21 protein-coding genes are annotated in these 23,866 nt (G+C 68.0%); 5 read left to right on the top strand and 16 right to left on the bottom strand.

Going from position 1 to position 23,866, the window contains the following annotated elements:
• Window positions 1-27: 27 nt before the first annotated feature.
• The 13 genes from C6P64_RS09080 to C6P64_RS09020 all read right to left on the bottom strand — a co-directional run bounded on the left by C6P64_RS09080 (window position 28) and on the right by C6P64_RS09020 (window position 12,592).
• Window positions 28-936, bottom strand: a complete 909-nt coding sequence (locus C6P64_RS09080) for a sensor histidine kinase (protein WP_105748230.1) — start codon at window positions 934-936, stop codon at window positions 28-30.
• The gene (locus C6P64_RS09075) at window positions 917-2,086 is read right to left on the bottom strand and encodes a protein-glutamate methylesterase/protein-glutamine glutaminase (RefSeq protein ID WP_105748229.1); all 1,170 of its coding nucleotides are present in this window, start codon (window positions 2,084-2,086) and stop codon (window positions 917-919) included. Before C6P64_RS09075 ends, C6P64_RS09080 begins: the two co-directional genes overlap by 20 nt.
• A 3-nt stretch (window positions 2,087-2,089) precedes the next feature.
• Entirely contained in the window at window positions 2,090-2,905 is an 816-nt protein-coding gene (locus tag C6P64_RS09070) for a CheR family methyltransferase (protein ID WP_105748228.1), read from the bottom strand.
• Between the two features lie 64 nt (window positions 2,906-2,969).
• Complete coding sequence (locus tag C6P64_RS09065) at window positions 2,970-4,937, bottom strand: chemotaxis protein CheA (protein ID WP_105748227.1); 1,968 nt, start codon at window positions 4,935-4,937, stop codon at window positions 2,970-2,972.
• The gene (locus tag C6P64_RS09060; protein ID WP_105748226.1) at window positions 4,934-5,362 is read right to left on the bottom strand and encodes a response regulator; all 429 of its coding nucleotides are present in this window, start codon (window positions 5,360-5,362) and stop codon (window positions 4,934-4,936) included. Before C6P64_RS09060 ends, C6P64_RS09065 begins: the two co-directional genes overlap by 4 nt.
• A complete protein-coding gene (locus tag C6P64_RS09055; RefSeq protein ID WP_105748225.1) occupies window positions 5,359-5,670 on the bottom strand; it encodes an STAS domain-containing protein in 312 nt (103 codons plus the stop codon). Before C6P64_RS09055 ends, C6P64_RS09060 begins: the two co-directional genes overlap by 4 nt.
• Window positions 5,671-5,672: 2 nt before the next feature.
• Window positions 5,673-6,179, bottom strand: coding sequence for a chemotaxis protein CheW (locus C6P64_RS09050; RefSeq protein WP_105748224.1), 507 nt, complete (start codon window positions 6,177-6,179; stop codon window positions 5,673-5,675).
• Between the two features lie 21 nt (window positions 6,180-6,200).
• Window positions 6,201-7,913 (bottom strand): methyl-accepting chemotaxis protein, encoded by a 1,713-nt coding sequence (locus C6P64_RS09045; protein WP_170073074.1) that lies wholly within the window; start codon window positions 7,911-7,913, stop codon window positions 6,201-6,203.
• Window positions 7,914-7,965: 52 nt separating this feature from the next.
• On the bottom strand, window positions 7,966-10,146 hold the full coding sequence (locus C6P64_RS09040; RefSeq protein ID WP_245911684.1) for a chemotaxis protein CheA: 2,181 nt from the start codon (window positions 10,144-10,146) through the stop codon (window positions 7,966-7,968).
• Between the two features lie 25 nt (window positions 10,147-10,171).
• A complete protein-coding gene (locus tag C6P64_RS09035; protein WP_170073073.1) occupies window positions 10,172-10,456 on the bottom strand; it encodes an STAS domain-containing protein in 285 nt (94 codons plus the stop codon).
• 46 nt (window positions 10,457-10,502) lie between these two features.
• Entirely contained in the window at window positions 10,503-11,801 is a 1,299-nt protein-coding gene (locus tag C6P64_RS09030; RefSeq protein WP_105748220.1) for a methyl-accepting chemotaxis protein, read from the bottom strand.
• Entirely contained in the window at window positions 11,791-12,156 is a 366-nt protein-coding gene (locus C6P64_RS09025; RefSeq protein WP_105748219.1) for a response regulator, read from the bottom strand. The genes C6P64_RS09030 and C6P64_RS09025 overlap by 11 nt, the downstream gene beginning before the upstream one ends.
• A 46-nt stretch (window positions 12,157-12,202) precedes the next feature.
• Window positions 12,203-12,592, bottom strand: a complete 390-nt coding sequence (locus tag C6P64_RS09020) for a response regulator (protein ID WP_245911683.1) — start codon at window positions 12,590-12,592, stop codon at window positions 12,203-12,205.
• Window positions 12,593-12,904: 312 nt separating this feature from the next.
• Between C6P64_RS09020 and C6P64_RS09015 the strand changes: the two genes are divergently transcribed.
• From C6P64_RS09015 to C6P64_RS08995, 5 genes are all read left to right on the top strand, one after another.
• Window positions 12,905-16,753, top strand: coding sequence for a PAS domain-containing hybrid sensor histidine kinase/response regulator (locus tag C6P64_RS09015; RefSeq protein ID WP_170073072.1), 3,849 nt, complete (start codon window positions 12,905-12,907; stop codon window positions 16,751-16,753).
• A gap of 124 nt (window positions 16,754-16,877) precedes the next feature.
• Window positions 16,878-17,924 carry a TRAP transporter substrate-binding protein gene (locus C6P64_RS09010; protein WP_170073071.1) on the top strand — a complete coding sequence of 349 codons (1,047 nt, stop codon included), beginning with the start codon at window positions 16,878-16,880 and terminating at the stop codon, window positions 17,922-17,924.
• 122 nt (window positions 17,925-18,046) lie between these two features.
• The gene (locus C6P64_RS09005) at window positions 18,047-18,586 is read left to right on the top strand and encodes a TRAP transporter small permease (RefSeq protein WP_105748216.1); all 540 of its coding nucleotides are present in this window, start codon (window positions 18,047-18,049) and stop codon (window positions 18,584-18,586) included.
• 5 nt (window positions 18,587-18,591) lie between these two features.
• On the top strand, window positions 18,592-19,911 hold the full coding sequence (locus C6P64_RS09000) for a TRAP transporter large permease (protein WP_342747524.1): 1,320 nt from the start codon (window positions 18,592-18,594) through the stop codon (window positions 19,909-19,911).
• A gap of 7 nt (window positions 19,912-19,918) precedes the next feature.
• A complete protein-coding gene (locus tag C6P64_RS08995; RefSeq protein WP_105748214.1) occupies window positions 19,919-20,401 on the top strand; it encodes a MarR family winged helix-turn-helix transcriptional regulator in 483 nt (160 codons plus the stop codon).
• 106 nt (window positions 20,402-20,507) lie between these two features.
• Here the strand turns inward: C6P64_RS08995 and C6P64_RS08990 are convergent, their stop codons facing one another.
• The 3 genes from C6P64_RS08990 to C6P64_RS08980 all read right to left on the bottom strand — a co-directional run bounded on the left by C6P64_RS08990 (window position 20,508) and on the right by C6P64_RS08980 (window position 23,857).
• Complete coding sequence (locus tag C6P64_RS08990; protein WP_105748257.1) at window positions 20,508-21,035, bottom strand: MarR family winged helix-turn-helix transcriptional regulator; 528 nt, start codon at window positions 21,033-21,035, stop codon at window positions 20,508-20,510.
• Window positions 21,036-21,084: 49 nt separating this feature from the next.
• Window positions 21,085-22,782: an acyl-CoA dehydrogenase family protein gene (locus tag C6P64_RS08985; protein WP_105748213.1), complete on the bottom strand. Its 1,698-nt coding sequence runs from the start codon at window positions 22,780-22,782 to the stop codon at window positions 21,085-21,087.
• Window positions 22,783-22,870: 88 nt separating this feature from the next.
• A complete protein-coding gene (locus tag C6P64_RS08980; RefSeq protein WP_105748212.1) occupies window positions 22,871-23,857 on the bottom strand; it encodes a Bug family tripartite tricarboxylate transporter substrate binding protein in 987 nt (328 codons plus the stop codon).
• Window positions 23,858-23,866 lie beyond the last annotated feature (9 nt).

The raw sequence follows: 23,866 nt of genomic DNA, 5'->3' as shown, positions 1-23,866 counted from the left end.
GGGCCGGCCAAGATGCCCGGCCCCGGATCAGAATCGCTGCTCGACGGACGCATCGTCATCCCCCGGCTGGTCAAAGAAGAACACGTTGTCGTCGGGCGCATCGGTGAGCTGGTCGGCTTCGAGCGCGGGCAGGTGCAGCGTGAAGCGCGCCCCGACCTGGCCTGGCTCGGACAGCTGCAGCTTGGCGCCCAGCAGTTCGGCGCAGCTCAGCGCCACCGACAGGCCCAGGCCCAGGCCACGGTAGGACTTGGTCCTGCTGTCGTCGTGCTGCCAGAAGCGGTCGAAGACATGGGTCCGGTCGGCCGCCGCGATGCCAGGGCCGTCCTCGGCGACGGCGATGTCGAGGCCGGACGGATGGATGTCGACCTGCACCCGCACCTCGCCGCCCGGCGGCGAGAACTTCACGGCATTGTCGAGCAGGTTGGCAAAGATCAGGCTGAGCGCGGCGCCATCGGTGTTGAAGTGGCGCGTGGCGCCCGCCATCGGCAGCAGCGCATGGGCGCCGTTGCAGGCGATGCGCACGCCCTTGCGCTGCGCCAAGGCCAGGTAGCGCGTGATCACCGCGTTGAGCACGGCGTAGACATCGACCCTGGCGCTCCTCATCTGGGCGACGCCGTCCTCGAGCTCGCCGGCCATGAACAGGTTCTTGAGCTGGAACTCGAGGTAGCAGCTCTCGTCGCGCACCCATTGCAGCGACTCGCGCACCTGGTCCCAGGCCGGCTGCGGCATCGAGATGACCTGCTCGGTCAGGCCGATGATGGCCGACAGCGGGTTGTTGAGCTCGTTGAGCGCGTGCGAGATGAAGTTGCTCTTGCCGCGCTCGGCCTTGAACAGCCGGGCATTGACTTCGTCCAGCCTGGCCTCGAGCTCGGCAATGACGTCGTAGGCCTGGCGCAGCTCGCGCGCGGTCTGGGTTTCAGCGTTTCTTTCCGACATGCTTCCAATCCTCGGTCTGGTCCAGTTTGGTGACCCAATGCGCGAGCTGGTCGAGCGCCAGCACCTTGTCGACGCCGCCGAGCTTGATGGCCTCGGCCGGCATGCCGAACACCACGCAGCTGGCCTCGTCCTGGGCCAGGGTGAAGGCCCCGGCGGCATGCAGCTCGAGCATGCCCTTGGCGCCGTCGTCGCCCATGCCGGTCATGATCACGCCGATCGCGTTGGAGCCGGCGTAGGTGGCGGCGGAGCGGAACAGCACGTCGACCGAAGGCCGGTGCCGGCTCACCAGCTCGCCCTGCACTACCTCGACCAGGTAGCGCGCGCCGCTGCGCTTGAGCAGGGTGTGGCGGTTGCCCGGCGCGATCAGCACCCGGCCGCGCAGCACGCTGTCACCGCTGACGGCTTCCTTGACATCCATGCGGCACTGCGAGTCCAGCCGCCGGGCAAAGGAGGCGGTGAAGTTCTCCGGCATGTGCTGCACCACCACAATGCCCGGGCTGTCCGCCGGCAGCGCCTCGAGGAAGCTGCGCAGGGCCTCGGTGCCGCCAGTGGAGGCGCCGACCACCACCACGCGCTCGGTGGTGCGGACCATGGCATGGCCGCTGGGCGGCGGCAGCACCACGTCGGCGCTGAGCTTAGGCGGCACGCCGTTGGCAAGGCTGGTGTGACGGCGCGGCTCGGCCGGGCGCTCCGGGCTCTGGGCCTGGCGCAGCTGGGTGCGCGCGGCCAGCTGCAGCCGCTTGAGCCTGGCCACCGCGGCGCCCTTGACGGCATCGATGATGCGCAGCCTCTCCTCGACGAAGAAGTCCTGCACGCCCAGCGCCGGCTTGGTGATGATGTCGACCGCGCCCGACTCGAGCGCGCGGATCACCGTGTCGGAGCCGGACTGGGCCAAGCTCGAGCAGATCACCACCGGCACCGGATGCTGGCTCATGAGCTTGCGCAGGAAGGTGATGCCGTCCATGCGCGGCATCTCGACGTCGAGCGTGATCACGTCGGGGACTTCCTGGGCGATCTTCTGCGCCGCGACATAGGGGTCGGGCGCCGTCCCCATGACCCGGATCTCGGGATCGGACTCGAGCACCGCGGTCAGCGCCTGGCGCACCATGGCCGAGTCGTCGACCACCAGTACCTTGATGATTCGGGCCATGGCTTACTCCGGCAACTGGTAGATGGTGGGCTCGAGCGCGACGAAGGGGGTGTGGATGCGCGCCAGCGACTCGGCATGGCCGGTCAGCAGCAGGCCGCCCGGGTGCAGGTGGCGCGCCAGGCGGTTGACCACCTTCTCCTGGGTCGGCTGGTCGAAGTAGATCAGCATGTTGCGGCAGAAGATCACATGGAACTTCTCGCCCACGCTGTATTGCTCGTCCATGAAGTTCATGTGCTTGTAGCGGGTATGGTGGCGCAGCTCGGGCACGATGCGCACCAGCTGCTCGTCGGCGTCCTTGCTGCGCATCAGGTATTTCCTGCGCAGCGGCATCGGCACCGGCTCGATCTCGCGCTCGGGGTAGACGGCGCGGCGCGCGACCTCGATCGCGAACGCCGACAGGTCCGAGCCCAGGATCTCGAAGTCGAAGCCGCGCTGGCGCTGCGCATACTCGGCCAGCACCATGGCCAGGGTGTAGACCTCGTGGCCCTTGGAGCAAGGCGCGCTCCAGAAGCGCAGCCGCGGCCCGAAACCGCGCACCAGCGCCGGCAGGCCCTGCTCGCCCAGGTAGTCGAAATGGTAGGGTTCGCGGAAGAAGTCGGTCTTGTTGGTCGTCACCGCATCGATCATCGACTGCAGCTCGAGCCGCGTGCCCTCGGGGCTGAAGACATAGCGCACATAGCTGTCGTAGCTCTGGTGGCCGAGCTTGCGCATGCGCTTTTGCAGCCGGGCCTGCAGCATGATGCGCTTCTCGGGCGGCATGCGGATGCCCGCCGTCTTCTGGATGTAGTCCGACAGTTCGGCAAACAACCGGGGCGGCATCTCGGGGGGCGTCCCGAAGCCCGATTCCCCGGCGGGGCTCCTCGAGAGGGAGGAAGTTCTCGCTTCAGTGGCCATCGGGCAGCACTCGCCATTCGGTTTCGGCCCGCCGCAGCAGCGCGGCCAGGTCCAGGATCAGCGCCACGCTGCCGTCGCCCAGGATCGTCGTGCCCGACAGGGCGGCGTCCTTGGCGCACAGCGCGGGCACCGGCTTGATCACGGCCTGCTGGCGCCCGATCACGCGATCGACCAGCAGGCCGGCCCGGCGTTCGCTGCCGCTGACGACGATGACCTGGCCGTCCTGCGCATCGACGCCCGCGTCGAGCTCGAACAGCCGGGACAGGCGCACGAAAGGCAGCAGCTGGCCGCGCAGGTTCAGGATGTCCTGGCCATGGCCGTCCGCCCCGCGCGCCGCCCTGAGGTTGACGACCTCCTCCACCTGCGCGAGCGGCAGCACGAAGGTGCTGTCGCAGACCGACACCAGCAGGCTGTCGATGATGTCCTGCGCCAGCGGCAGGCGCAGCAGGTGCTGGCTGCCCTGCCCCGGCATGGCCAGTGCCCGGTAGCTGCCGCGCAAGGTCGCCAAGGTCGCGTGCACCGACTCGAGCTCGGTGGCGCAGGCGCCCGAGCCATCGTCGCTGACCGTCAACAGCACCTCGCCGCCGCGCTTTTCGACCGCCAGCCGCAGCTGGCCTTGCGCCGGCTTGCCCAGGCGCAGGCGCTGTTCGACCGGCTCCAGGCCCTGCTCGGCGCCCTGGTGCAGCAGCGCCAGCAGCGGCGCGCGCAGCGCCTGCAGCACCGACATGTCGAGCTCGGTGTCGGCCCCGCTGGCGGAAAAGGCCAGCGGACGGCCCAGGCGCCCGGCGCAATCGGCCACCGCCTGGGCCAGTTCGGCAAACAGGCTGCCGACCGGCACCATGCGCAGCTGCATGGCGCTGTCGCGCATGTCGGTGCTCAGGCGCATCACCTGCTCGACCGCATTGCTGAGCTGCGGGTCCTGCAGCTGGGCAGCCAGCTGGATCAGGGTGGACTGGGCGATCACGAGTTCGCCCACCAGGTCGATCTGGCGGTTGAGCCTTTGCAGCGGCACCGGGACCACCTCGGCGCTGGCGGGCTGCAGGTCGAGGTCGAGCTGCGGGACGACGGGCATCGGCTCGTCATGGAGCGGGCTGGCTGCCGGTCCGCTGGCCGGCAGGCACAGCTGCTGCGCCAGCTGGTCGGCCGGCAAGGCGGGCCGGTGCCGCAGCAGGGGGCGGGCCCGCTCGGCCCAGTCGGGTGCGAGCGCCCCGGCCAGCGCCAGCTCATGCAGCTCGACCCGGCTGTCGGCAGCGACGAACATGAACACGTCCTGCAGCGCCTCGACGCTGGCCTCGGTGCGCAGCAGCATCTGCCAGCCCAGGTAGCAGCTGTCGGGCTGCATGGCGTCGAGCGCGGGCAGGCGGTCGAGCGTGGGCCGCAGCACCAGCTCGCCCAGCCAGTCGAGCTCGTCGAGCAGGCCGAGCACGTCGACGCCGCGTCGCATCAGCGACTCGCCGGGCTCGAAGATCAGGTGGAACAGCCGCGGCGCGCTCGCCTCGTCCGGTGCGGGCAGCGGCAGCTCGGGCGACCCGGGCAGCTGCGCTGCCAGCGCTGCCAGCGCGGCAGGGGCGGCAAGGGACAGCCGCCCGCGCAGCTCGGCAATCGCTGCGTCGAGCCCGGCATCGGCCAGACCCTCGCTGGCGAGCAGGCGGCGCAACAATGGCAGCCCCTGCCCCGCCAGCGCCAGGCTGTCGGCGTCCAGCGGCTGCAGCGCGCCACGCAGCGGCTCGAGGCGCGATTCGAAAGCCCCGGCCAGATCGGCGATCGCGTCCAGCCCGTTCATCGCCGCCGAGCCGCGCAGGGTGTGGAAGACGCGGAACAGGGTCGCGGCGGCTTGCGGGTCGGAGCGGTCGCCGTCCAGCGTCGCGGCAAGCAGGTCCAGCCCGGCTTGCGCCTCCTGCTGGAACAGCTGCAGCATCCGCTCGGCCAGGGCCTGGGCAGCGGTTGGCTCGCTCATGGTGCCGCGGGCCGGGCGGCGTTGGCGCGCTTGCCCAGCGCCTTGCCCACCACCTTGAGCAGGGTCTCGCTCTTGAACGGCTTGACGATCCAGGCCGTCAGGCCGGCCTTGAGGCCCTCCTGCACCGGGTTGTTCTGCGATTCGGTGGTCAGCATCACGATCGGCAGGTAGCGCCGTTCGGCCAGCGCGCGAGTGCGGCGCACCAGCTCCAATCCGTCGATGCCGGGCATGTGCAGATCGGTCACCAGGATGTCGACCTGGCGGCCGGAGGCCAGCACCTCCAGCGCCTGCTGGCCGTCGCAGGTCTCGATCGTGGCGAAGCCGGCCGACTCGAGCGCCGTGCGCACCAGAAAGCGCACGCTCGGCGCATCGTCGGCAAACAGCACCACCGGCTGGTCGACGCGGGCATTCGGATCATCGCTCATGACAGCAGTTCCCTATCGATTTCATGGCTCGGATTGAGGCAGCCGGTCAAGGCCAGGGCCTGCCTGAGCGGCTCGGGCAGGGGGCCGTCGAAGGCCGACCGCCCCGCTGCGGCGCAGTCCCTGGCATAGGCCAGGACCAGCTGCACCCCGGCCAGGTCGACCTCATCGACCGCCTCGAAGGCGACCGGCAGGCCGTCATGCAAGGCCGACTGCAGGCAGGCGGCCAGCGCCTGGGCATGGCCCGCGGTCAGGCCGGGCAGCGCGCAGAGCTGGCGCCCGGCAGCCGGCTGGCAAGTCGTGGCCGTCATGCTCAGTGGCCGGCGGGCAGCGCCTCGTCGAACACGTCCTTGACCTCGACCACCTCGTCGACCGAGAACACCCGGTTGACATCGAGCAGGATCACGAAATGCTCGTGGCGCTTGCCTATGCCCTTCATGAACTCGGTATTCCAGTGCATGCCGATGCGCGGCACGGCCTCGACCGCGCCGGGCTCGAGTTCGGTGACTTCATGCACGGCATCGGCGATGGCGCCGACGACCAGCTGCTCGCCCAGCACCTCGACCTCCAGCACGATGATGCGGGTGTCGCGCGAATTGACGGCCGGCGGCATGCCGAACTTGACATGCAGGTCGACCACCGGCACCACCTTGCCGCGCACATTGATCATGCCGCGCATGTAGTTGGGCGCACGCGGCACCTTGGTGATCGGCACCAGGTCCAGCACCTCGCGCACCTTGGCCACTTCCACCGCGAACAGTTCGCCTTCCAGGCGGAAGGTCAGGTGCTGCGAAGACAGCGCATCCTGTTCTGTGCTCATCTCGTACTCCCGTGGCGCGAATCAGTAACGCTCAAAGCTCTGGTCCTCGTCGTCGAGGCGGATCTCGACGCCATGGCCATTGTCCGACTTGCTGGGCGCTGCCGGCTTCTTGATGGCCGGTCGGCCGCTCGAGAAGGAGGAATGCGCCACGGCGGCGGGCTTGCGTGCCGGCGCCGCGCTCGGGCGACGGACGCCATTGTTGTTCAGGCGGAAGTAGGCGGCGGCCTCCTGCATCAGGGCCGACTGGTTGGCCAGTTCCTGGCTGGTGGCGCTCATTTCCTCGGACGCGCTGGCGTTCTGCTGCGTGACCTTGTCGAGCTGCTGGATCGCGCGGTTGATCTGCTCGGCGCCGGCGTTCTGCTCGTTCGAGGCGGCGTTGATCTCCTGCACCAGCTCGGTCGTGCGCAGGATGTCGGGCAGCATCTCGGTCAGCATCTCGCCGGCCTTGGCGGCCACGGCGACGCTCGAGGTCGAGAGCTCGTTGATCTCGTTGGCGGCGTTCTGGCTGCGCTCGGCGAGCTTGCGCACCTCGGAGGCGACCACGGCAAAGCCGCGGCCATGTTCGCCGGCGCGTGCCGCCTCGATCGCGGCATTGAGCGCGAGCAGGTCGGTCTGGCGCGCGATCTCCTGCACGATGCTGATCTTCTCGGCGATGGTGCGCATGGCCTCGACGGCCTGGGTCACCGACTCGTTGGTCTTCTTCGAGGCGTCGGCGGCCTTGAGCGAGATCTTGCTGGTCTGCTGCGCGTTGTCGGCGGTCTGGCGGATGTTGGCGGCCATTTCCTCCATCGAGGCGCTGGCCTCCTCGGTCGACGAGGCCTGCTCGGCGGCACCCTGCGACAGCTCCTCGGCCGAGGACGACAGCTCCTCGGCACCGGCGGCGACGTTCTCGGACGCATCCTGCACCCGGGCCACCACGTCGCGCAGCTTGGCGATCATGTTGTTGAGGCTGGCGATCAGCTCGCCCACCTCGTCGCGCGCGCTGTAGGTCACGGTGGTGGTCAGGTCGCCTTGCGCCACGCTCTCGGCCAGCTGCGCCGCCTGGCCCAGCGCCTTGGCGATCGAGATCGAGATCCACAGCGCAATGCCGATGCCCGAGACAGCACTCAGCACCAGCAGCGTGACCAGCAGGCTGCGGGCGCTCTCGTAGGTCGTGTCGGCATCCACCATGGCCTGCTTCATGAAGCCCCGGTTCAGCTCGGCGATCCTGGCCAGGCGAGCTTCGGCCTTGTCGACGGCTTCGCGGCCCTTGCTGCGTCCGAGCTGCTGCGACTCTTCCTCGAGCTTGACGGCCTTGGCGACGTTGCCGGCCTCGCGCTCCCGGTTGGCCTGCAGGTTCATGGCGGTGATCTCTTTCTTGACCATCCGGTAGGTATCCATGCTGGAGACGAATTCCTTGATCAGGACCTTGCCTTCCTCGGTCTTGACCAGCTTTTCCAGCTTCTCGCGGTTGGCGATCAGGTGGTCGTTGATCTCGCTGTGCTCGCGGTCGAGTTCCTCGATCTCGCGGACCGTGCGCGACAGGATGATGTTCTTCTCGTTGCGCACCAGCGCCATCACGTCGCGCTGCATCTCGGCCGCGAGAATCACCTTCTCGGCGGAGACGGTGCCCATGTCGTCGAGCATGTCATTGAGCTCGACCAGCTTGTTGATGCCGACCAGCACCGATACCGCGCCGATCGCGCAGACCAGGAAAAACGACAGCAACAGCTTGAGTTTGATAGTGACTCTCATCATTTGCTTCCAAGACCCATGAAAAATTTGAAAATCATTGAATGGACTGCCGTCACTCCAGGGCGGCAGCCGGGGGGTGGCCGGAGCCGCGCATGAGCTGGGCGATCAGGGACGGGATGTCGAGCACGACCGCGATCTCGCCATTGCCCAGCAAGGTGCAGCCCGCCAGCCCCTTGATGCCCTGGAACATCACGCCCAGCGGCTTGATGACGGCCTGCATCTCGCCGTAGAGCTTTTCGACCACGATGCCGACCTGCTGGCCGCCATGCCTGACCACGACCAGGTTTTCCGCCACCTCGGGCGGGGCGCTGTCGCCGGCCTCGCCGAACAGTTCGCGCAGCCGCACGAAGGGCAGCAGCTTGCCGCGCAGGTTGATGTAGTCGCACGAGCGCGCATGGCGGTCATGCTGGATGCATTCGGCCACCATGTCGAGCGGGATCACGAAATGCGCGTCGCCGATGCCGACGCGGAAACCGTCGATGATGGCCAGCGTCAGCGGCAGCCGGATCGAGAAGGCACAGCCCTGTCCCGGCTCGCTCTCGACGCTGACGCTGCCGCGCAGCGCCTGGATATTGCGTCGCACCACGTCCATGCCGACGCCGCGCCCGGACAGCTCGGTCACCTGCTCGGCAGTGGAGAAGCCGGGCTCGAAGATCAGCTGGTGGATCTCGGCCTCGCTGAGCGGCTGCTTGGGCTGGACCAGCTTGCGCTCGACCGCCTTGGCCAGGATTCTCTCGGTGTCGAGGCCGCCGCCATCGTCGCGGATCTGGATCAGGATGCTGCCGGCCTCGTGCTGGGCGCTGAGCGTCACGCGCCCGCGCGCCGGCTTGCCGCGCGCCAGCCGCAGCTCGGCCGGCTCGATGCCGTGGTCCATGCTGTTGCGCACCAGATGCATCAGCGGGTCGCCGATCTTCTCGACCACCGACTTGTCGAGCTCGGTCTCGCCGCCCTCGGTGATCAGCTCGATGTCCTTGCCAAGCTCGCGCGACACGTCGCGCACCACGCGCTGGAAGCGGTTGAAGGTGGCGCCGATCTGCACCATGCGCATCTGCATGGCGGCGTCGCGCATGTCCTCGATCAGTCCCGACAGCACCGACAGGGCCTCGTTGAGGTCCTCGCGGCCGACGTCGGCGGCGATCACCGAGGCAGCGGCGCCGGCGATCACGAGCTCGCCGACCAGGTCGACCAGCCGGTCGAGCTTGTCCGCATCCACGCGCAACTGGGCCTGCACCGGGACGCTGCGCTCTCCCTGCGGTGCCCGCCGCGACAAGGCCGGATCCGGGGTCGCCTCCGGAGCCGCACTGGCTGCCAGGTCCCGCTGCAGGATGGGATCCGGCGCCAAGGCCAGGTTCAGCTCAGGGGCAGCCGCCGACTGGCCCGCGAGCCAGTCGCGCAGCAGCAACTCGTCCTGCGGATCGAGCAGGTCGGCCTGGCGCAACTGCTGCGCCAGCTCCGCCTCGCGCCCGGGGGCCTGGGCCTGCAGCAGCCGGCCCAGCTCGGCCACGGTGCTGTGCGGCGGCAGGATATGCAGCGCGCATTCCCCTTGCAGGAAGGCGAAGGCCTCCTCGATGTCGGCCTGGACCACGGCGCCGCGAAACGCCATCTCGAAGCCCAGGTAGCACAGCTCGGGGTCCATCTGCCCGGGCGGCGGCAGCGCATCGGTGACGGGCAGCACCCGCACCAGCTCGCCGAGTCCGGCCAGGTAGCGGATCAGGCCGATCGGCTCGACGCCGCGCTGGAAGATCTCCGGCCCCAGGCGCAGCGAGATATGCCAGGCGTCGTTGACCAGGCGCTGCTGGCCGCCCGGCTCGACGCGGTCCGCGCTGCTGGCCGCCAGCGGCGCGGCCGGCTCGGGCGTGGACTCGAGCCAGGGCCTGAGCCGCTCGAGCAGGGCCTGGCCCTGCGACCGGGTCGGCGCATCGGGCTCGGCATCGCGGGCAAAGAGGTCGAGCAGGATGCGCACATGGTCGGCACAACCCAGCAGCGCACTGACCAGCTCCGACTCCACCACCAGCTCGCCGTCGCGCATGCGCTCGAGCACGTTTTCCAGGTTGTGGGTGAAGGCGGTGATGGCCATCGCGTCGGCCATGCTCGAGGAACCCTTGATGGTGTGCGCGGCGCGAAAGGCGCCGTGGATCTGCGCCTCGTCGCCCGGGTCGCGCTCGAGCGCCAGCAGCGTGGTCTCGAGGGCTTCGAGCTGGTCGCGCGCCTCGAGCAGAAAAACGTCTTTCAAGGTTTCCATCGGGGCACCGTGCGGATCAGGACTCTAGGGTGAAGCACTCGCCCAGTCCCAGCAGCGCCAGCAGCTCGGACAGGGCCGCGCTGGGCTGGCTGAGCACCAGCGCATGGCCGGCTGCGGTGCACTCGCGCTGCGCGAGCAGCAGCAGCTGCAGGCCGGCCAGATCGGCGCGCTCGACGGCCGAGGCATCGAACACCCGGTCGCGCGTGACGGGCCCCGGCGCCAGCAGGCGGGACTTGAAGTCCGCAGCCTGGTAGATCGTGAGCTCGGCGGGCAGGACGAGATCGACTGCAGCTTGTTCCATGCGTGGCATCAATTGGGGTGGGGAAAATGCGCCGGCCGCCTGCCGATCAGAACAGCTCGATGCTCGGCGCGGCCGCTGCCGGACGTGCTGCTGCCCCGCCCACGACCTGGTGATGGGTATCGATCTGGCTGTGCATCACGTAGCGCTCGGCCTGCGCTGCCAGCAGGTCCTGCAGGCGCTGGCCGTCGGGCAGCGCGCCCTCGGGGCTGTCGAGCGCGCTGGCGAGCTGCTGCAAGTGGGCGCTCAGGTCGTGGATAGCGCCCTGCACATGGCCCACGCGCTGGCTCATCACGTCATAGAACTGCATCTCGCCCAGGGCCTGGGTCATCAATTCGACCAGTGCCCGGTGGCCCTGGCCCATGGCGCCGAACACCTGCTCGATGTCGTTCTTCTTCGCCGCCTCGTTGAAGCGCTGCTGCATGGCGTAGATGTCGGCCAGCACCTTGTGCATGTTGGCGACGGCGGTGTTGCGGTTGACGCTGTTGTTGGCCGCCTCGAGCTCCTTGTCCACCCCGACGGTGACGGCCTTGATCTTGGCCGAGATGTCCTTGACGGTCGCCGCCGTCTGGGTCGAGAGGCTGCGGATCTCGGCGGCCACCACGGCGAAGCCGTTGCCGCTGTGCCCGGCCCGGGCCGCTTCCACCGCCGCATTGATCGACAGGAAGTTGATCTGGCGCGCCACCGTCGCTATCGCGTCGACCAGCGGCTCGAGGGCCTTGACCTCCTTGAGCCGCTGCATGCGACTGAGGTTTTCGGTCACGTCCTGCTGGAGCTTCTGCACGAACATCTCGAGGATCAGGCCGAGCTGCTGGTCGAGCTGGATCTTCTCGTGCACCAGGTTCAGCAGGTCGGTCCCGTTGAGCTTGGAGACCTCGATGCGCTCGAGCTCCTCGAGCGAGACATCGTTCATCCGGTTCAGCGACTGGACGATGGCAGCCACGCTGCGCTCGGCATCCTGCAGCGCGCCCTGCAGCTGGCTGGTCAGCAACTCGAGGTAGGGCGCCGCGTCCCTGACCTCGGACACCACCTCGGTCAGGGGCAGGCTGCGGTCGATCAGCAGCCAGGGGAAGCGTTGCAGCCGCGGCTGCAAGGCCACCAGGACCCACAGCAGCCCGAGCAACAGCAGCAGCGTCAGCGCGGCGACGGCCAGCACCGAGGGCCAGGCCAGCTCGCCCGAGCCCGACAGCGACGCCAGCGCGCCGACCAGCACGAGCGTCAGCAGCGAGGCCAGCAGCACCGGACCGGCCAGGTTCAGGCCCGCCGAGGCGCCGCTGGCTGGCGACGTGGCCTGGGGACGGGACATCGGGCGCAGGGGCAGCGCGCTATCGGCGGCATCAGTTGGCATGGTCGTCAATCAGGTCGAGCAGCTGCATGGGATTGAACGGCTTGGTCAGGAAGACCCGCGCGCCGGCCTCCTGGCCCTGGCGCCGCAGCTCGGGGTCGTTGCTGCCGGTGAGCAGGATCACCGGAATGGCCGACAGCTGCGGATCGCGGGACAGGCGCTGAAAGAACTCGATGCCGTTGACACGCGGCATGTGCAGGTCGAGCAGGATCAGGTCGGGCTTCTCGCTGCGCGCGACCTGCAGGCCCTGCTCGGCATCCATGGCCTCGACCACCTGATGGCCCTCGAACTCCAGCGCCATCCGGATCAGGCGGCGGATATCGCCCTGATCATCGATCGTCAGAATCTTTTTTTTCATGATCTTCCACTACCCGGCCTCAGGCTGAGGACCGGCCGACGCCGACTCAGCGCCCTGCCGGCAGCACCTGGGCAATCACCTTGAGCAGGTCGGGACCCGAGACCGGCTTGACCATCCAGCCCGTGATTCCCATCTTGCGGGCTTCGTCGCGCTTTTTCGGGTCGCTTTCGGTGGTCAGCATCAGGATCGGGGTGAACTTCAGGCTGGGAATGGCCTTGACGGCGCGCACCAGCTCGCCGCCGTTCATCTTTGGCATGTTGAAGTCGGTAATGATCAGCGCCGGACGCAGACCGCCCTGAAGGCGACTCAGTGCTGCTGCACCGTCGGCTGCCGCTTCCACCTGGTAGCCGTTGAGCGTCAGGTTGGACTTGAGGCTCAGGATGACTGTGGGCGAATCATCCACAATCAGAATCAACTTGGACATCGGCAACTCCATCACAGGGACCCGCATCTTGATGCTGTCGTATTTATCGCATCAGCCACCAAAACCGCAGGAAGCGTAAAAATGCGAGTCCGATATGTGTAAGAGTATGTCACGAAATACCCAAATACATAAGTCAATCTAAAGAATTTTTTATCTCGTTCATGCTACAACCGCACCCGACAGGGACGCGGTCAGCCCCTGCCGCGGGCGGCAGCCAGGCCGTCGGCAGTGCAGCTTGGCGGCGAGCGCTTCGCACGGCTCGACTTCGGCGCCAGCAGTTTTCGCATTATCCAGGATGACATTGGAATGGAATTTGGTGACCGTTTGAAGAAACTCGTCCGCCCGTCGGCGCAGGCCGCGTCACCCCGCTCCGAGGCGGCGGGCTGGATGCTGAGCCTGGCGCGCTCGAACCGGCCGGTCGGAGGGCTGGTGCTGTGCCTGGGGGTGCTGCTCAGCCTGGGACTCGACCTCATCCTGCAGCACCAGAACGGGGTCCGGGTCCAGAACGATTTCGACAATGCGGTGGAGAGCGCCAAGTCCGAGCTGCTGGACCGCTTCAGGCAGCCAGTCCATGGCCTGAACGGGCTGCGCGGCACCTTTACCGGTGCCGAGCCCCTGACGCGCGCCCAGTTCAACCGCTACGTGGCCTCGCGCGACCTGCCCACCGAGTTCCCCGGCATCCTCGGCATCGGCTTCTCGCAGCGGGTGCAGCGGCAGGATCTGGAGCGCTTCCTGGCGGATGCCCGCAACGACGGGGTGCCCGACTTCGAACTGCGCCGCTTCAGCGACAGCGCCCATGACGACCTGTATGTCATGAAGTACATCGCGCCGCTGTCGCACAACAAGAGCGCGCTCGGGCTGGACCTGGGCTCGGACCCGACGCGCCGTGAGGCCATCGAGCAAGCCGTGCGCAGCGGCCAGGCCACCATGACCCAGGGCATCCAGCAGGTGCTCGACCATGAGCACAAGCGGCCCGGGGTGCTGATCAACGTGCCGGTCTACGCCTATGACTCGCCGCTCGATACCCCCGAGGAGCAGCAGGCGGTGCTGATCGGGGTGCTCAGTTCGCCGCTGGTGGTCTCGAGCCTGCTCGATGCGCGGGGCGAGATCGGCAACGGCAAGCTGCACATCCGCCTGTTCGGCCCGACGGCCCCCACGGGCTCGCACACCCTGTGGTACGACAACCAGGCCGATACGACCCGATCCACGCGGGCGCAACCGCGCTACCAGATCCGCGTGCCGCTCAAGCTCTACGGCCAGCAGGTCGAACTGCAGTTCGCCAGCACGCCCTACTTCGAGGACCTGCACCTGAGTTCGGTCCATTGGTGGGTGATGAGCACCGGCTTGCTGCTGAGCGCCGGGGCGGCCCTGTGGCTGTCGCGCCATGTACGCGCCCTCAGGCGGGCCGACAGCGAGCTGGAGCTGGCACAGCGCTCCCTGGACAGCTACCGCCAGCTCGCCGGCCAGACCCACTCGGCCTATATATCGACCGATCTGACGGGCCGCATCACCTCGGTCAGCTCGGGCTTCGAGCAGCTGACCGACTACAGCAGGAGCGAGGCCCTGGGCAAGCGCCCCGGCTGGCTGCTGCAATGCGAACAGACCGACGCCGACGAGGCCAGGCGCATCCGCGAGTCGCTGCGCAGCAGCGGGTATTACGTGGGCGAGATCCTCAACCGCAGCAAGCAAGGCCGGCTGTACTGGGTGGAACTGCACATCCAGCCCCACCTGAACAACGAAGGCGAACAGATCGGCTTCATTGCCAGCTCGATCGACGTGACGCAGCGGCGCCAGTCGCAACTGCTGATGGAGGAAGCCGAGCGCAGCAAGCGCAACCTGCTCGAGGCCCTCGACCACAACGCCATCGTCTCGGTCACCGACCGCAAGGGCGTGATCCAGCAGGCCAACGACGGCTTTTGCCGCATCAGCGGCTACAGCCGCGAGGAGCTGGTGGGCCAGCGGCACAACATCGTCAATGCCAGGGCGGACAATGTGGTCGACTGGGACCTGGTCTGGCAGACCATCAGCGAGGGTCGTGCCTGGCATGGCGAGGTCTGCAACCGCGCCAAGGACGGCCACCTGTACTGGGTCGACACGGTCATCATGCCCCTGTTCGGCAACATGGGCGAGGTCGACAGCTATGTCTCGGTGCGCTTCGAGATCACGCAGCTCAAGCTGGCACAGGCGCGCGCCGAGGAGCAGACCGCGCTGCTCGAGGGGGCGATCGCGACCATCGACGAGGCGTTCTGCATCTTCGACGCCCACGAAAGGCTGGTCTACTTCAACGAGCAGTACCGCCAGGTCTATGCCAGGAGCGCGGAGAAGATCGTCGCCGGCGAATCCTTCGAGAACATCGTGCGCTTCGGCGTCGAGAACGGCCAGTTCCCGGAGGCGGTCGGCCGCGTCGAGGAATGGGTGGCCGAACGGCTGGCGTTCTACCGCGGTGGCAAGGGCGAACTGATCCAGCACCTCGACAACGGGCGCGTCCTGCGCGTGGTCGAGCGCCGCATGCCCAACGGCTATGTCGCGGGCTTTCGCGTCGACATCACCGACATGGTCAAGGCCAAGGAGGCGGCCCAGGCCGGCGAAAGCGTCAAGAGCCAGTTCCTGGCCAATATGAGCCACGAGATCCGCACCCCGATGAATGCGGTGCTGGGCATGCTGGCCCTGCTGCGCAAGACCCCGATGACCGAGCAGCAGAAGGACTATGCCGGCAAGGCCGAGCGGGCCGGCAAGTCGCTGCTGGGCCTGCTCACCGACACGCTGGACCTGTCCAAGATCAACGCCAGCATGATGGTGCTCGAGCAGCGCCCGTTCCGGATCGGCCAGGTGCTGCGCGACCTGGCGGAAATCTTCGCCAGCACCCTGACCTCGCCGCGGGTGGAGCTGCTGCTCGACCTGGACCCGGCCGCCGATCTCTCGGTACTCGGCGACAGCCTGCGCCTGCACCAGATCCTGCTCAACCTGGGCAGCAACGCGATCAAGTTCACCGAGCAAGGCCATGTGCTGATCGGGGTCCGCCTGGTCGCGCGCGAACCGGGCCAGCTGCGCCTGCTGTTCGAGGTCAGCGATACCGGCATCGGCATGGACGCCAGCTTCCAGCGCGTGATATTCGACGCCTTCACCCAGGCCCAGCCGGCGACCACCAGCCAGTACGGCGGCACGGGCCTGGGCATGGCCATCACCAACCAGCTGGTCAAGTTCATGGGCAGCCAGTTGCAGGTCGAGAGCGAACTGGGCCGGGGCAGCCGCTTTTTCTTCGAGGCCGAGCTGGCGCTGGACCCGGCCGCCCCCGCCGGCCTGCCCGACGCCAGCCCGGGCGGCGGGCACGGCAAGGCCCTGGAGGTGCTGCTGGTCGACGACCACCCGCAGTCGCGCCGGCTGCTCGAGCAGATGTGCCGCTCGCTGGGCTGGCAGGCCCAGGTCTGCGACAGCGGTACCACGGCGCTGGCGCTGCTGCGCGAGAAGGCCCGGCAGGGCCAGCGCTACGATGTCGTGTTCATGGACTGCCAGATGCCTGGACTGAGCGGCCTGCAGACCTGCGAGCAGTTGCGCGCCTGGGACCCGGACACGCCGGTGGTGCTGATGGCCACCCTGGCCTACCTGGAATCGGCAACGCCCGGCGCCGATGCGCCGGGCCTGGTCAACGGCCAGCTCATGAAGCCGGTGACCGCCTCGATGCTCCACGACGCCTGGGCCCAGCTGGCGCGGCAGGACGGGCCGCAGGCCCAGGCAGCAGCCCAGCCGACCCTGGACGATGCCCCGCTGGCGGGCCTGCGCCTGCTGCTGGCCGAGGACAACCTGGTCAACCAGCAACTGGCGCGCGAACTGCTGGTGCTCGAGGGGGCCGAGGTGGACATTGCCGCCAACGGCCAGGTCGCCGTCGAGCAGGTGCTCGCCGCCCGCCCGCCCTACGACCTGGTGCTGATGGACATCCACATGCCGCTGATGGACGGGCTGCAGGCGACGCGCAAGCTGCGCGAGAGCTTCGATGCGCTCGAGCTGCCGATCGTGGCCATGACCGCCAATGCCATGAGCGAAGACCAGCAGGCCTGCCTGGATGCCGGCATGAACGGGCATGTGGCCAAGCCGCTGGACATGGACGAACTGATCGACGTGATCCTGCAGCAGGTGCCTGCGGGCCGCAACCCGGCCGGCAGGGCCCGGAGCTGAAAGGGAAGCGCGGTGGGAATTAGGGTAAACCTAGGGTTAACGATAGTTGATGTCGCAACCAAGCACGCATAAAGTTGCGCTCGCAACGGATTGCCATCCGATCCTTCCATTTGCCGGAGTTTCCATGAAAAACCTCTTCACTCCTGTCGCCACCCTGTCGGCCGCCATCGCGCTGGCCTTCGGCGCCTCGGCCGCCCAGGCCCAGACCGTCACGATCAAGTTCTCGCATTTCCTGGCGTCGAACTCGAACTTCCACAAGGGCGTGGCCGAACCCTGGTGCGCCGCGATCGAGAAGGATTCGGGCGGCAAGATGAAGTGCCAGATCTACCCGGCGCTGCAGCTCGGCGGCACCCCGCCGCAACTGGCCGACCAGGTCAAGAACGGCGTCGCCGACGTGGTCTGGACCTCGCCGAGCTACTCGACCGGCCGCTTCCCGCGCACCGAGGCGCTCGAGCTGCCGTTCAGCATGCCCCCGGGCGGCGTGGCCGGTGCCCGTGCGATGTGGGACTACACCCAGAAGCATGGCCTGGAGGACTACAAGGACTTCAAGCTGCTGGCCATCTTCAGCGGCACCAACGTCGTCATCAGCACCGCGAGCAAGCCGGTCATGTCGGCCGATGACCTCAAGGGCCTGAAGCTGCGCAGCCCGTCGCGCTTCACCTCGCTGTTCCTGAGCTCGCTCGGCGGCACCCCGGTCAACATGCCGGTGGCGGCCGTGACCGAGGGCATCTCGAAGGGCGTGATCGATGGCGCGATGGCCCCGTGGGAGATCCTGCCGGCGGTCAAGATCGACGAAGTCACCAAGTACCACATCGAAGGACCCGCGAACCTGGCCGGCTTCTCGCAGACCCCGTTCACGGTCCTGATGAACAAGAAGAAGTACGAGAGCCTGACGCCCGAGCTCAAGGCCGTGATCGACAAGAACAGCGGCCTGTCGCTGTCCGAGAAGGCCGGCAAGGTCTGGGACGACGGCAATGCCGAGGCGCGCAAGAAGCTCGCCGCCCAGGGCAACAAGGTGCTGGTGATCAAGGACGCCGAGTACAAGGCCATGGTCAAGGCATCGGCCGGCGTCGAGGCCGACTGGATCAAGCAGGCGACCGCCAAGGGCCTGGACGGCGCCAAGCTGGCCGCCGAGGTCCACAGCATCGGCAACAAGTACCTAGGCAAGTAAGGCTTGCGCGGGGCCCGGGTCCCGCGTGACTTCAGGCTCGACTCGCAAGCTGGCGTCGAGCCTTTTTCTTGAGGCGCGGCCACTGGTCGCGCTGTTTTCACAACCTCTACCCCTCCCTTCCCATGGCAGAACTCATTCCTGATGACATGGGTGCGGCAGCACCCAAGCGCACCGGCCTGGCCGGCCTGCTCGACACCGTGATCACCTGGTGGGCGCTGGCCGGCGGCATGGTCTTCGTCGCCCTCGTGATCATGTCCATCGTCTCCATCGTCGGCCGCAAGCTGTTCTCGCACCCGATCGAGGGCGACATGGAGCTGCTCATGATGGGCGCGGCCATCGGCTCGGCCGCCTTCCTGCCCATCTGCGAGCTCGACGACAACCACATCAAGGTCGACGCGCTGACCACCGGGATGAGCGAGCGTGGCCGCGCCGCCCTCGACGTCCTCGCCCACCTGCTGCTGACCATCGCCTCGGCCGTCATCACCTGGCGCAGCGCCCTCTATGTCGAGGAATGCTACGAGAACATGGAAGTCTCGACCCTGCTGCTGATCCCGGTCTGGCAGCCGGTGCTGCTGCTGGTGCCCAGCTTCGTGCTGCTGACCCTGGCGGCGCTCTACCGCACCCTCGTTTCCCTGAACACCGTTGTTGGAGGCCACAAATGAGCGGCATGGCCATTGGACTTTCGATTTTTGCCGGCCTGCTGGTGCTGCTGGCCTTGCGCATCCATGTCGGCGTCGGCATGCTGATCGGCGGCGCTGCCGGCTTCATGGCCATGAACGACTGGGACCCCTCGGCCCTGCTGTTCACCATGAACCACCTGGCCTACGCGCGCCTGTCCAACTATGACCTGGCGGTGATCCCGCTGTTCATGCTGATGGGCCAGTTCGCCACCCATGGCGGCCTGTCCAAGGCGCTGTTCCGCTTCGCCGCGGCCTTCATGGGCCACTGGAAGGGCGGCCTCGCGATGGCCTCGACCGGCGCCTGCGCCGGCTTCGGCGCCATCTGCGGCAGCTCGCTGGCCACCGCCGCCACCATGGCCCAGGTCGCCCTGCCCGAGCTCAAGTCGCACGGCTATTCGGGCCGCCTCTCGACCGGCACCCTGGCAGCCGCCGGCACGCTGGGCATCATGATCCCGCCCTCGGTGCCGCTGGTGATCTACGCCGTGCTGACCCAGGAGTCGATCGGCAAGCTGTTCATGGCCGCCGTCGTACCGGGCCTGATCGCGATGACCGGCTACATGCTGGTGATCAAGCTGATCGTCACCCTCGACCCCAAGGCCGGCCCCGCCAGCGAGAAGCACAGCTGGGCCGAGCGCCTGACCGCCACCCTGGCCGTGCTGCCCGTGATGGGCGTGTTCGCGGTCGTCATCGTCGGCATCTACGGCGGCTGGGCCAACCCGACCGAGGCCGCCTCGATCGGCGCGGCCGCCTGCGGCCTGCTCGCCATCATCACCGGCGGCATGCGCTGGGACGGCATCAAGAAGAGCCTGATCGGCACCGCGCACGCGACCGCCATGATCTTCCTGGTGCTGCTGGGCGCCGACCTGCTCAACTCGGGCCTGGCGCTGACCCAGTTGCCGACCGAGCTGGCCGAATGGGTGAAGAACTCCGGCCTGCCGCCGCTGATGGTGCTGTTCGCGATCCTGGTCGTCTATGTGCTGCTGGGCTGCGTGATGGACTCGCTGGCCATGATCCTGCTGACCATCCCGATCTTCTACCCGATGGTCATGGGCCTGGACTTCTTCGGCATGAGCGTGCCCGACAAGTCGGTCTGGTTCGGCATCCTGGCGCTGATGGTGGTCGAGATCGGCCTGGTCCACCCGCCGGTCGGCATGAACCTGTTCATCATCAGCAAGCTGGCCAAGGACGTCCCCTACATGGAAACCGCCAAGGGCGTGATGCCCTTCCTGGCTTCGGACTTCATCCGCATCGGCTTCCTGGTCTTCTTCCCGAGCATCACCCTCGGCCTGGTCCACTGGATGGGGTAAGCGCCAGATGAGCAGCGAGCAGCAGGCCCAGCCAGTATTGAGGCGGCATTTCACCTACCGCCTCAACACCCTGAGCAAGCTCAACGACATGATGAGCCAAGAGCTCTACCAGGCCGGCTCGGGACTGAGCCTGCCGGAGGCGCGCTGCCTGGCGGCCATCGGCTCCCAGCCCGGGCAGGTCACGGTCATGCAGCTCGCCTTCGAGGCCAATCTCGACAAGGCACAGGTCAGCCGCACGACCAAGCTGCTGGTCGAGCGCGGCCTGGTCTCCAAGATCCCCAGCCCCGAGGACGGCCGCTGCGTGCAGCTCACGCTCACCGCGCTGGGCCGGCAATGCTGGGAACAGGTGATGCCGCTGATCCAGCAGCGCAACCAGGACCTGCTGCGTTGCCTGAGCGAGTCCGAGCAGGCCAGCCTGCTCGACATGTTCGACCGCATGCTTGAGCAGGCGCGCCAGCAGGTCAGGTCAGACCGGTTGAACAACTACTGAAATAACCCGGGCCGGACGGCGGCCCATGACGACAAAAAGGCATTGCTTGGCAATGCCTTTTTGCTTTTCCGCACCCGAGCCGGCAGCAGGCCGGCGCTGGCGAGCTTCAGTGATCGGGCCGGTAGACCTTGCGCAGCAGCCGGATCAGCGTGACGCGCTCGAGCGGGGTCAGGCGCGGGGTCGCCTCGACCTCGAGCGCCAGCGCGGTGGCCTGGGCCTGCTCGAGGATGGCGGAGCCCTCCTCGGTCAGGTGCAGGCCCTGGGCCCGGCGGTCGCTCGGGTGGTCGCGCTTCTCGAGCAGGCTGCGCTTTTCCAGCCCCTTGATCATGCCGACCAGGTTGGGCGGCTGCAGGTCGAGCGTCGCGCAGAGCTGGCGCGCGGTGATGCCGGGGTTATGGCCGATCAGCGTCAGCACCGAGAACTCGACCGGACGCAGGCCGAACTGCGCCATGCGCGGCAGGAAATGGCTGATGATGGTGAGCGCCGTGCGGCGCGCGTTGTAGCCGATCAGCGCTTCGAGGAAGGAGGTATCGACCCGCTCCACCGCCAGTCCGACCGGTGCCGGGTCGGCCCCAGGCTGGGGCGCAACCGGCAAGGCAGGAGAGGAATGGCGGACCGGGCGGGACTCTGTCATGGTCTGGGACATGGCTGGTGGATCAACCCGCCATCATAGAGGGCGCGCTTCAGGCCGCCGCACCCAGGGCCTGGCGGATCATGAGCTGGCGCATCGCGAGCTCCGGCCAGACCCAGCGCGCGAAGGCGGTGCCGCCCTGGCCGGGAGCGCCGGCAGTTTCCAGCTTGGCCCAGGCCCAGGCCATCAGGGTCAGGGTGACGACGCGCAGGAAGTCGCCGGCGACCGGATACAGCTGCGCCGCCACGCCCGGACCGCCGGCCTGCAGCAGGCCGACCAGCTCGCGCAGCTGCTCCAGGCCGGTACGCGCGCGCGCCGCGGCGTCCGAGTCCAGGCCAGCCAGATCCTGTTCCAGCCCGCCCAGCATCGCGAGCAGGCCCGCGCCCTGGTCGGCCAGCACCTTGCGGAACAGCAGGTCCTGCGCCTGGATCTCGTTGGTGCCCTCGTAGATCATCGCCACGCGCGAGTCGCGCACCACCTGCTCGATGCCCCATTCGCGCACATAGCCATGGCCGCCGAAGACCTGCAGGCAGTCGCTGCCGCCATGGAAGGCCTGGTCGGTCCAGCTCGCCTTGAGCACCGGCGTCACCAGCGCGCACCACAGGTTGGCCTGCTGGCGCTGCGCCGCTTCGGGGTGATGCTTGGCGACATCGAGCTCGAGCGCGGTGCGATAGGCCAGCACCCGGCCGGCATCGACCCAGGCACGCTGGGTGTCGAGCAGGCGCTGCATGGCCGGATGCTCGATGATCAGGTCGGCCGGTTGAGCGGGGTCGCGCCGCACCGGCGCGCGCATCTGGCGGCGCTCGCGGGCATAGCCGTCGGCCTTCTGCCAGGCCGCGTCGAGCAGGCCGACGCCCTGCAGCGCCACATGCAGGCGGGCCGCGTTCATCATCAGGAACATCGCGTTGAGGCCCTTGCCGAGCTCGCCGACCAGCCAGCCGCGCGCCTCGTCGAAGCGCATCACGCAGGTCGGGCTGCCGTGCAGGCCCATCTTTTCCTCGATGCGCTCGCAGACCACCGCGCTGCGGCTGCCGTCCGGATAGAACTTGGGCACCAGGAACAGCGACAGGCCCTTGGGGCCGGGCGGGCTGTCGGGCAGGCGCGCCAGCACCAGGTGCACGATGTTGTCGGTCAGGTCATGCTCGCCGCCCGAGATGAAGATCTTGGTGCCGCTGACTGCATAGCTGCCGTCGGACTGGGCGACCGCCTTGGTGCGGGCCAGGCCGAGGTCGCTGCCGGCGTGCGGCTCGGTCAGGCACATGGTGGCCAGCCACTCGCCGGTGATGAGCTTTTCCAGGTACTGGCTCTTGAGTTCGGGGCTGGCATGGTGCTTGATGCACTCGCAGGCGCCATGCAGCAGGCCCGGCGCCATGGTCCAGCCCAGGTTGGCGCCGCTGAGCCATTCGTACAGCACCATCTCGAGCACGGTCGGCAGGCCCTGGCCGCCATGCAGCGTATCGCCCGACAGGGCCGGCCAGCCAGCCTGCCAGAAGGCCTGGTAGGCCTCGCGCGCACCGGGCGGCATGGTCACTGCGCCGTCCTTGAACCTCGCGCCAATCTCGTCGCCATCGCGGTTCAGCGGTGCCACCACCTCGCCAACGAACTTGCCGGCTTCTTCCAGCACCTGACGCAGCAGGTCGGGGTCGGCATTGTCGGCCAGCGCGGGCAGTTGTGACAGGGTGTCCTGCGCCTGCAGGACGTCGAACAGGATGAAGCCGATGTCGGAGGCTTGGGGGCGGTAGGCGTTCATGACGGGTCTCGGGATGCGCGTGGGTCGCGCGGGGATTCAGAAGTTGAAAAAGGGGGCCGGCTCCAGGCATCGGCCCCCGGGCCGGGGATCAGGAGTCGGCGCGGAAGCCGATTTCCTTCACGAAGCCGCGCCATTGCTCGGCGTCGGCCTTCATCCAGGCGGCCAGCTGGTCGGGGGTGGAGGACTGCACCTCCATGCCGACCTGGGCCATGCTGTCGATCAGGTCCTTGCTGTTGAGCGCGGGCTGCAGGTAGGCGGCGGCGCGGCGGCGTGCTTCCAGCGTGGCCTTGGCCGGCAGGAAGAAGCCATACCACTCGCGCACCGCGATGTCGATGCCCTGCTCCTTGAAGGTCGGCACGTCGGGCGTGAAGGGCGAGCGCTGCGGGCCCGAGGTGGCCAGCAGGCGCAGCTTGCCGCTCTTGACATGCTGCAGGTAGTCGCCGACCGGGGAGCACATGGCCGAGATCTGCCCGCCCAGCAGGTCCTGGATGCCGGGCGCCGAGCCACGGTAGGGCACATGGCTCAGGTTGGACTTGGTGAGCTTGTTGAGCAGCGCCGCGGTCAGGTGCGGGATCGAGCCGGCGGCGGGCGAGCCGTAGTTGGCCTTGTCCGGATTGGCCTTGGCCCAGGCCAGGAAGTCCTTGACCGTCTTGACCGACTCGGGCACGGCCGGGCCGACGCCGAAGCCGTGGCTGAAGAAGCAGCCGACCGAGACCGGAGCCAGGTCGTCCAGCGTGTAGGGCAGCTTGGCGTAGGTGAAGGGATAGACCGACAGCATCGACGACGGGGTCAGCAGCAGCACGCTGCCGTCGGCCGGCGCGGCCTTGAGCGCGCTGATCGCGATCTGGCCGCCGGCGCCAGGCTTGTTCTCGATGATGACGTTGCCGGCGTAGCCGCCACGCAGCTTGTCGGCGACGCGGCGCGACAGGGTGTCGGTGGTGCCGCCCGGCGGGAAGCCGACCAGGATCTTGGCCATGTCCATGCTGCCCTGGGCCATTGCCGCCAGCGGCAGGCCGAAGGCCGACAGGGCGGCAGATCCCAGCAGGGATTGGGTGAAAGCGCGTCGGGTAGTCATCTTGTCTCC

Source organism: Malikia granosa (genome assembly GCF_002980595.1).
Classification (GTDB): domain Bacteria; phylum Pseudomonadota; class Gammaproteobacteria; order Burkholderiales; family Burkholderiaceae_C; genus Malikia; species Malikia granosa.
This window is presented reverse-complemented; position numbering and strand designations above follow the sequence as displayed.

What these genes read in the sequence shown, in the direction of transcription:
- C6P64_RS09065 (WP_105748227.1), bottom strand. Translation starts at nt 4,937, where the DNA reads ATGAGCGAGCCAACCGCTGCCCAGGCCCTGGCCGAGCGGATGCTGCAG.
- C6P64_RS08990 (WP_105748257.1), bottom strand. Translation starts at nt 21,035, where the DNA reads ATGACAGAGTCCCGCCCGGTCCGCCATTCCTCTCCTGCCTTGCCGGTT.
- C6P64_RS09020 (WP_245911683.1), bottom strand. Translation starts at nt 12,592, where the DNA reads ATGGAGTTGCCGATGTCCAAGTTGATTCTGATTGTGGATGATTCGCCC.
- C6P64_RS09045 (WP_170073074.1), bottom strand. Translation starts at nt 7,913, where the DNA reads ATGAGAGTCACTATCAAACTCAAGCTGTTGCTGTCGTTTTTCCTGGTC.
- C6P64_RS09050 (WP_105748224.1), bottom strand. Translation starts at nt 6,179, where the DNA reads ATGAGCACAGAACAGGATGCGCTGTCTTCGCAGCACCTGACCTTCCGC.
- C6P64_RS08995 (WP_105748214.1), top strand. Translation starts at nt 19,919, where the DNA reads ATGAGCAGCGAGCAGCAGGCCCAGCCAGTATTGAGGCGGCATTTCACC.
- C6P64_RS09055 (WP_105748225.1), bottom strand. Translation starts at nt 5,670, where the DNA reads ATGACGGCCACGACTTGCCAGCCGGCTGCCGGGCGCCAGCTCTGCGCG.
- C6P64_RS09035 (WP_170073073.1), bottom strand. Translation starts at nt 10,456, where the DNA reads ATGGAACAAGCTGCAGTCGATCTCGTCCTGCCCGCCGAGCTCACGATC.
- C6P64_RS09010 (WP_170073071.1), top strand. Translation starts at nt 16,878, where the DNA reads ATGAAAAACCTCTTCACTCCTGTCGCCACCCTGTCGGCCGCCATCGCG.
- C6P64_RS09030 (WP_105748220.1), bottom strand. Translation starts at nt 11,801, where the DNA reads ATGCCAACTGATGCCGCCGATAGCGCGCTGCCCCTGCGCCCGATGTCC.
- C6P64_RS09060 (WP_105748226.1), bottom strand. Translation starts at nt 5,362, where the DNA reads ATGAGCGATGATCCGAATGCCCGCGTCGACCAGCCGGTGGTGCTGTTT.
- C6P64_RS09005 (WP_105748216.1), top strand. Translation starts at nt 18,047, where the DNA reads ATGGCAGAACTCATTCCTGATGACATGGGTGCGGCAGCACCCAAGCGC.
- C6P64_RS09000 (WP_342747524.1), top strand. Translation starts at nt 18,592, where the DNA reads ATGGCCATTGGACTTTCGATTTTTGCCGGCCTGCTGGTGCTGCTGGCC.
- C6P64_RS08985 (WP_105748213.1), bottom strand. Translation starts at nt 22,782, where the DNA reads ATGAACGCCTACCGCCCCCAAGCCTCCGACATCGGCTTCATCCTGTTC.
- C6P64_RS09025 (WP_105748219.1), bottom strand. Translation starts at nt 12,156, where the DNA reads ATGAAAAAAAAGATTCTGACGATCGATGATCAGGGCGATATCCGCCGC.
- C6P64_RS09075 (WP_105748229.1), bottom strand. Translation starts at nt 2,086, where the DNA reads ATGGCCCGAATCATCAAGGTACTGGTGGTCGACGACTCGGCCATGGTG.
- C6P64_RS09070 (WP_105748228.1), bottom strand. Translation starts at nt 2,905, where the DNA reads ATGCCGCCCCGGTTGTTTGCCGAACTGTCGGACTACATCCAGAAGACG.
- C6P64_RS08980 (WP_105748212.1), bottom strand. Translation starts at nt 23,857, where the DNA reads ATGACTACCCGACGCGCTTTCACCCAATCCCTGCTGGGATCTGCCGCC.
- C6P64_RS09080 (WP_105748230.1), bottom strand. Translation starts at nt 936, where the DNA reads ATGTCGGAAAGAAACGCTGAAACCCAGACCGCGCGCGAGCTGCGCCAG.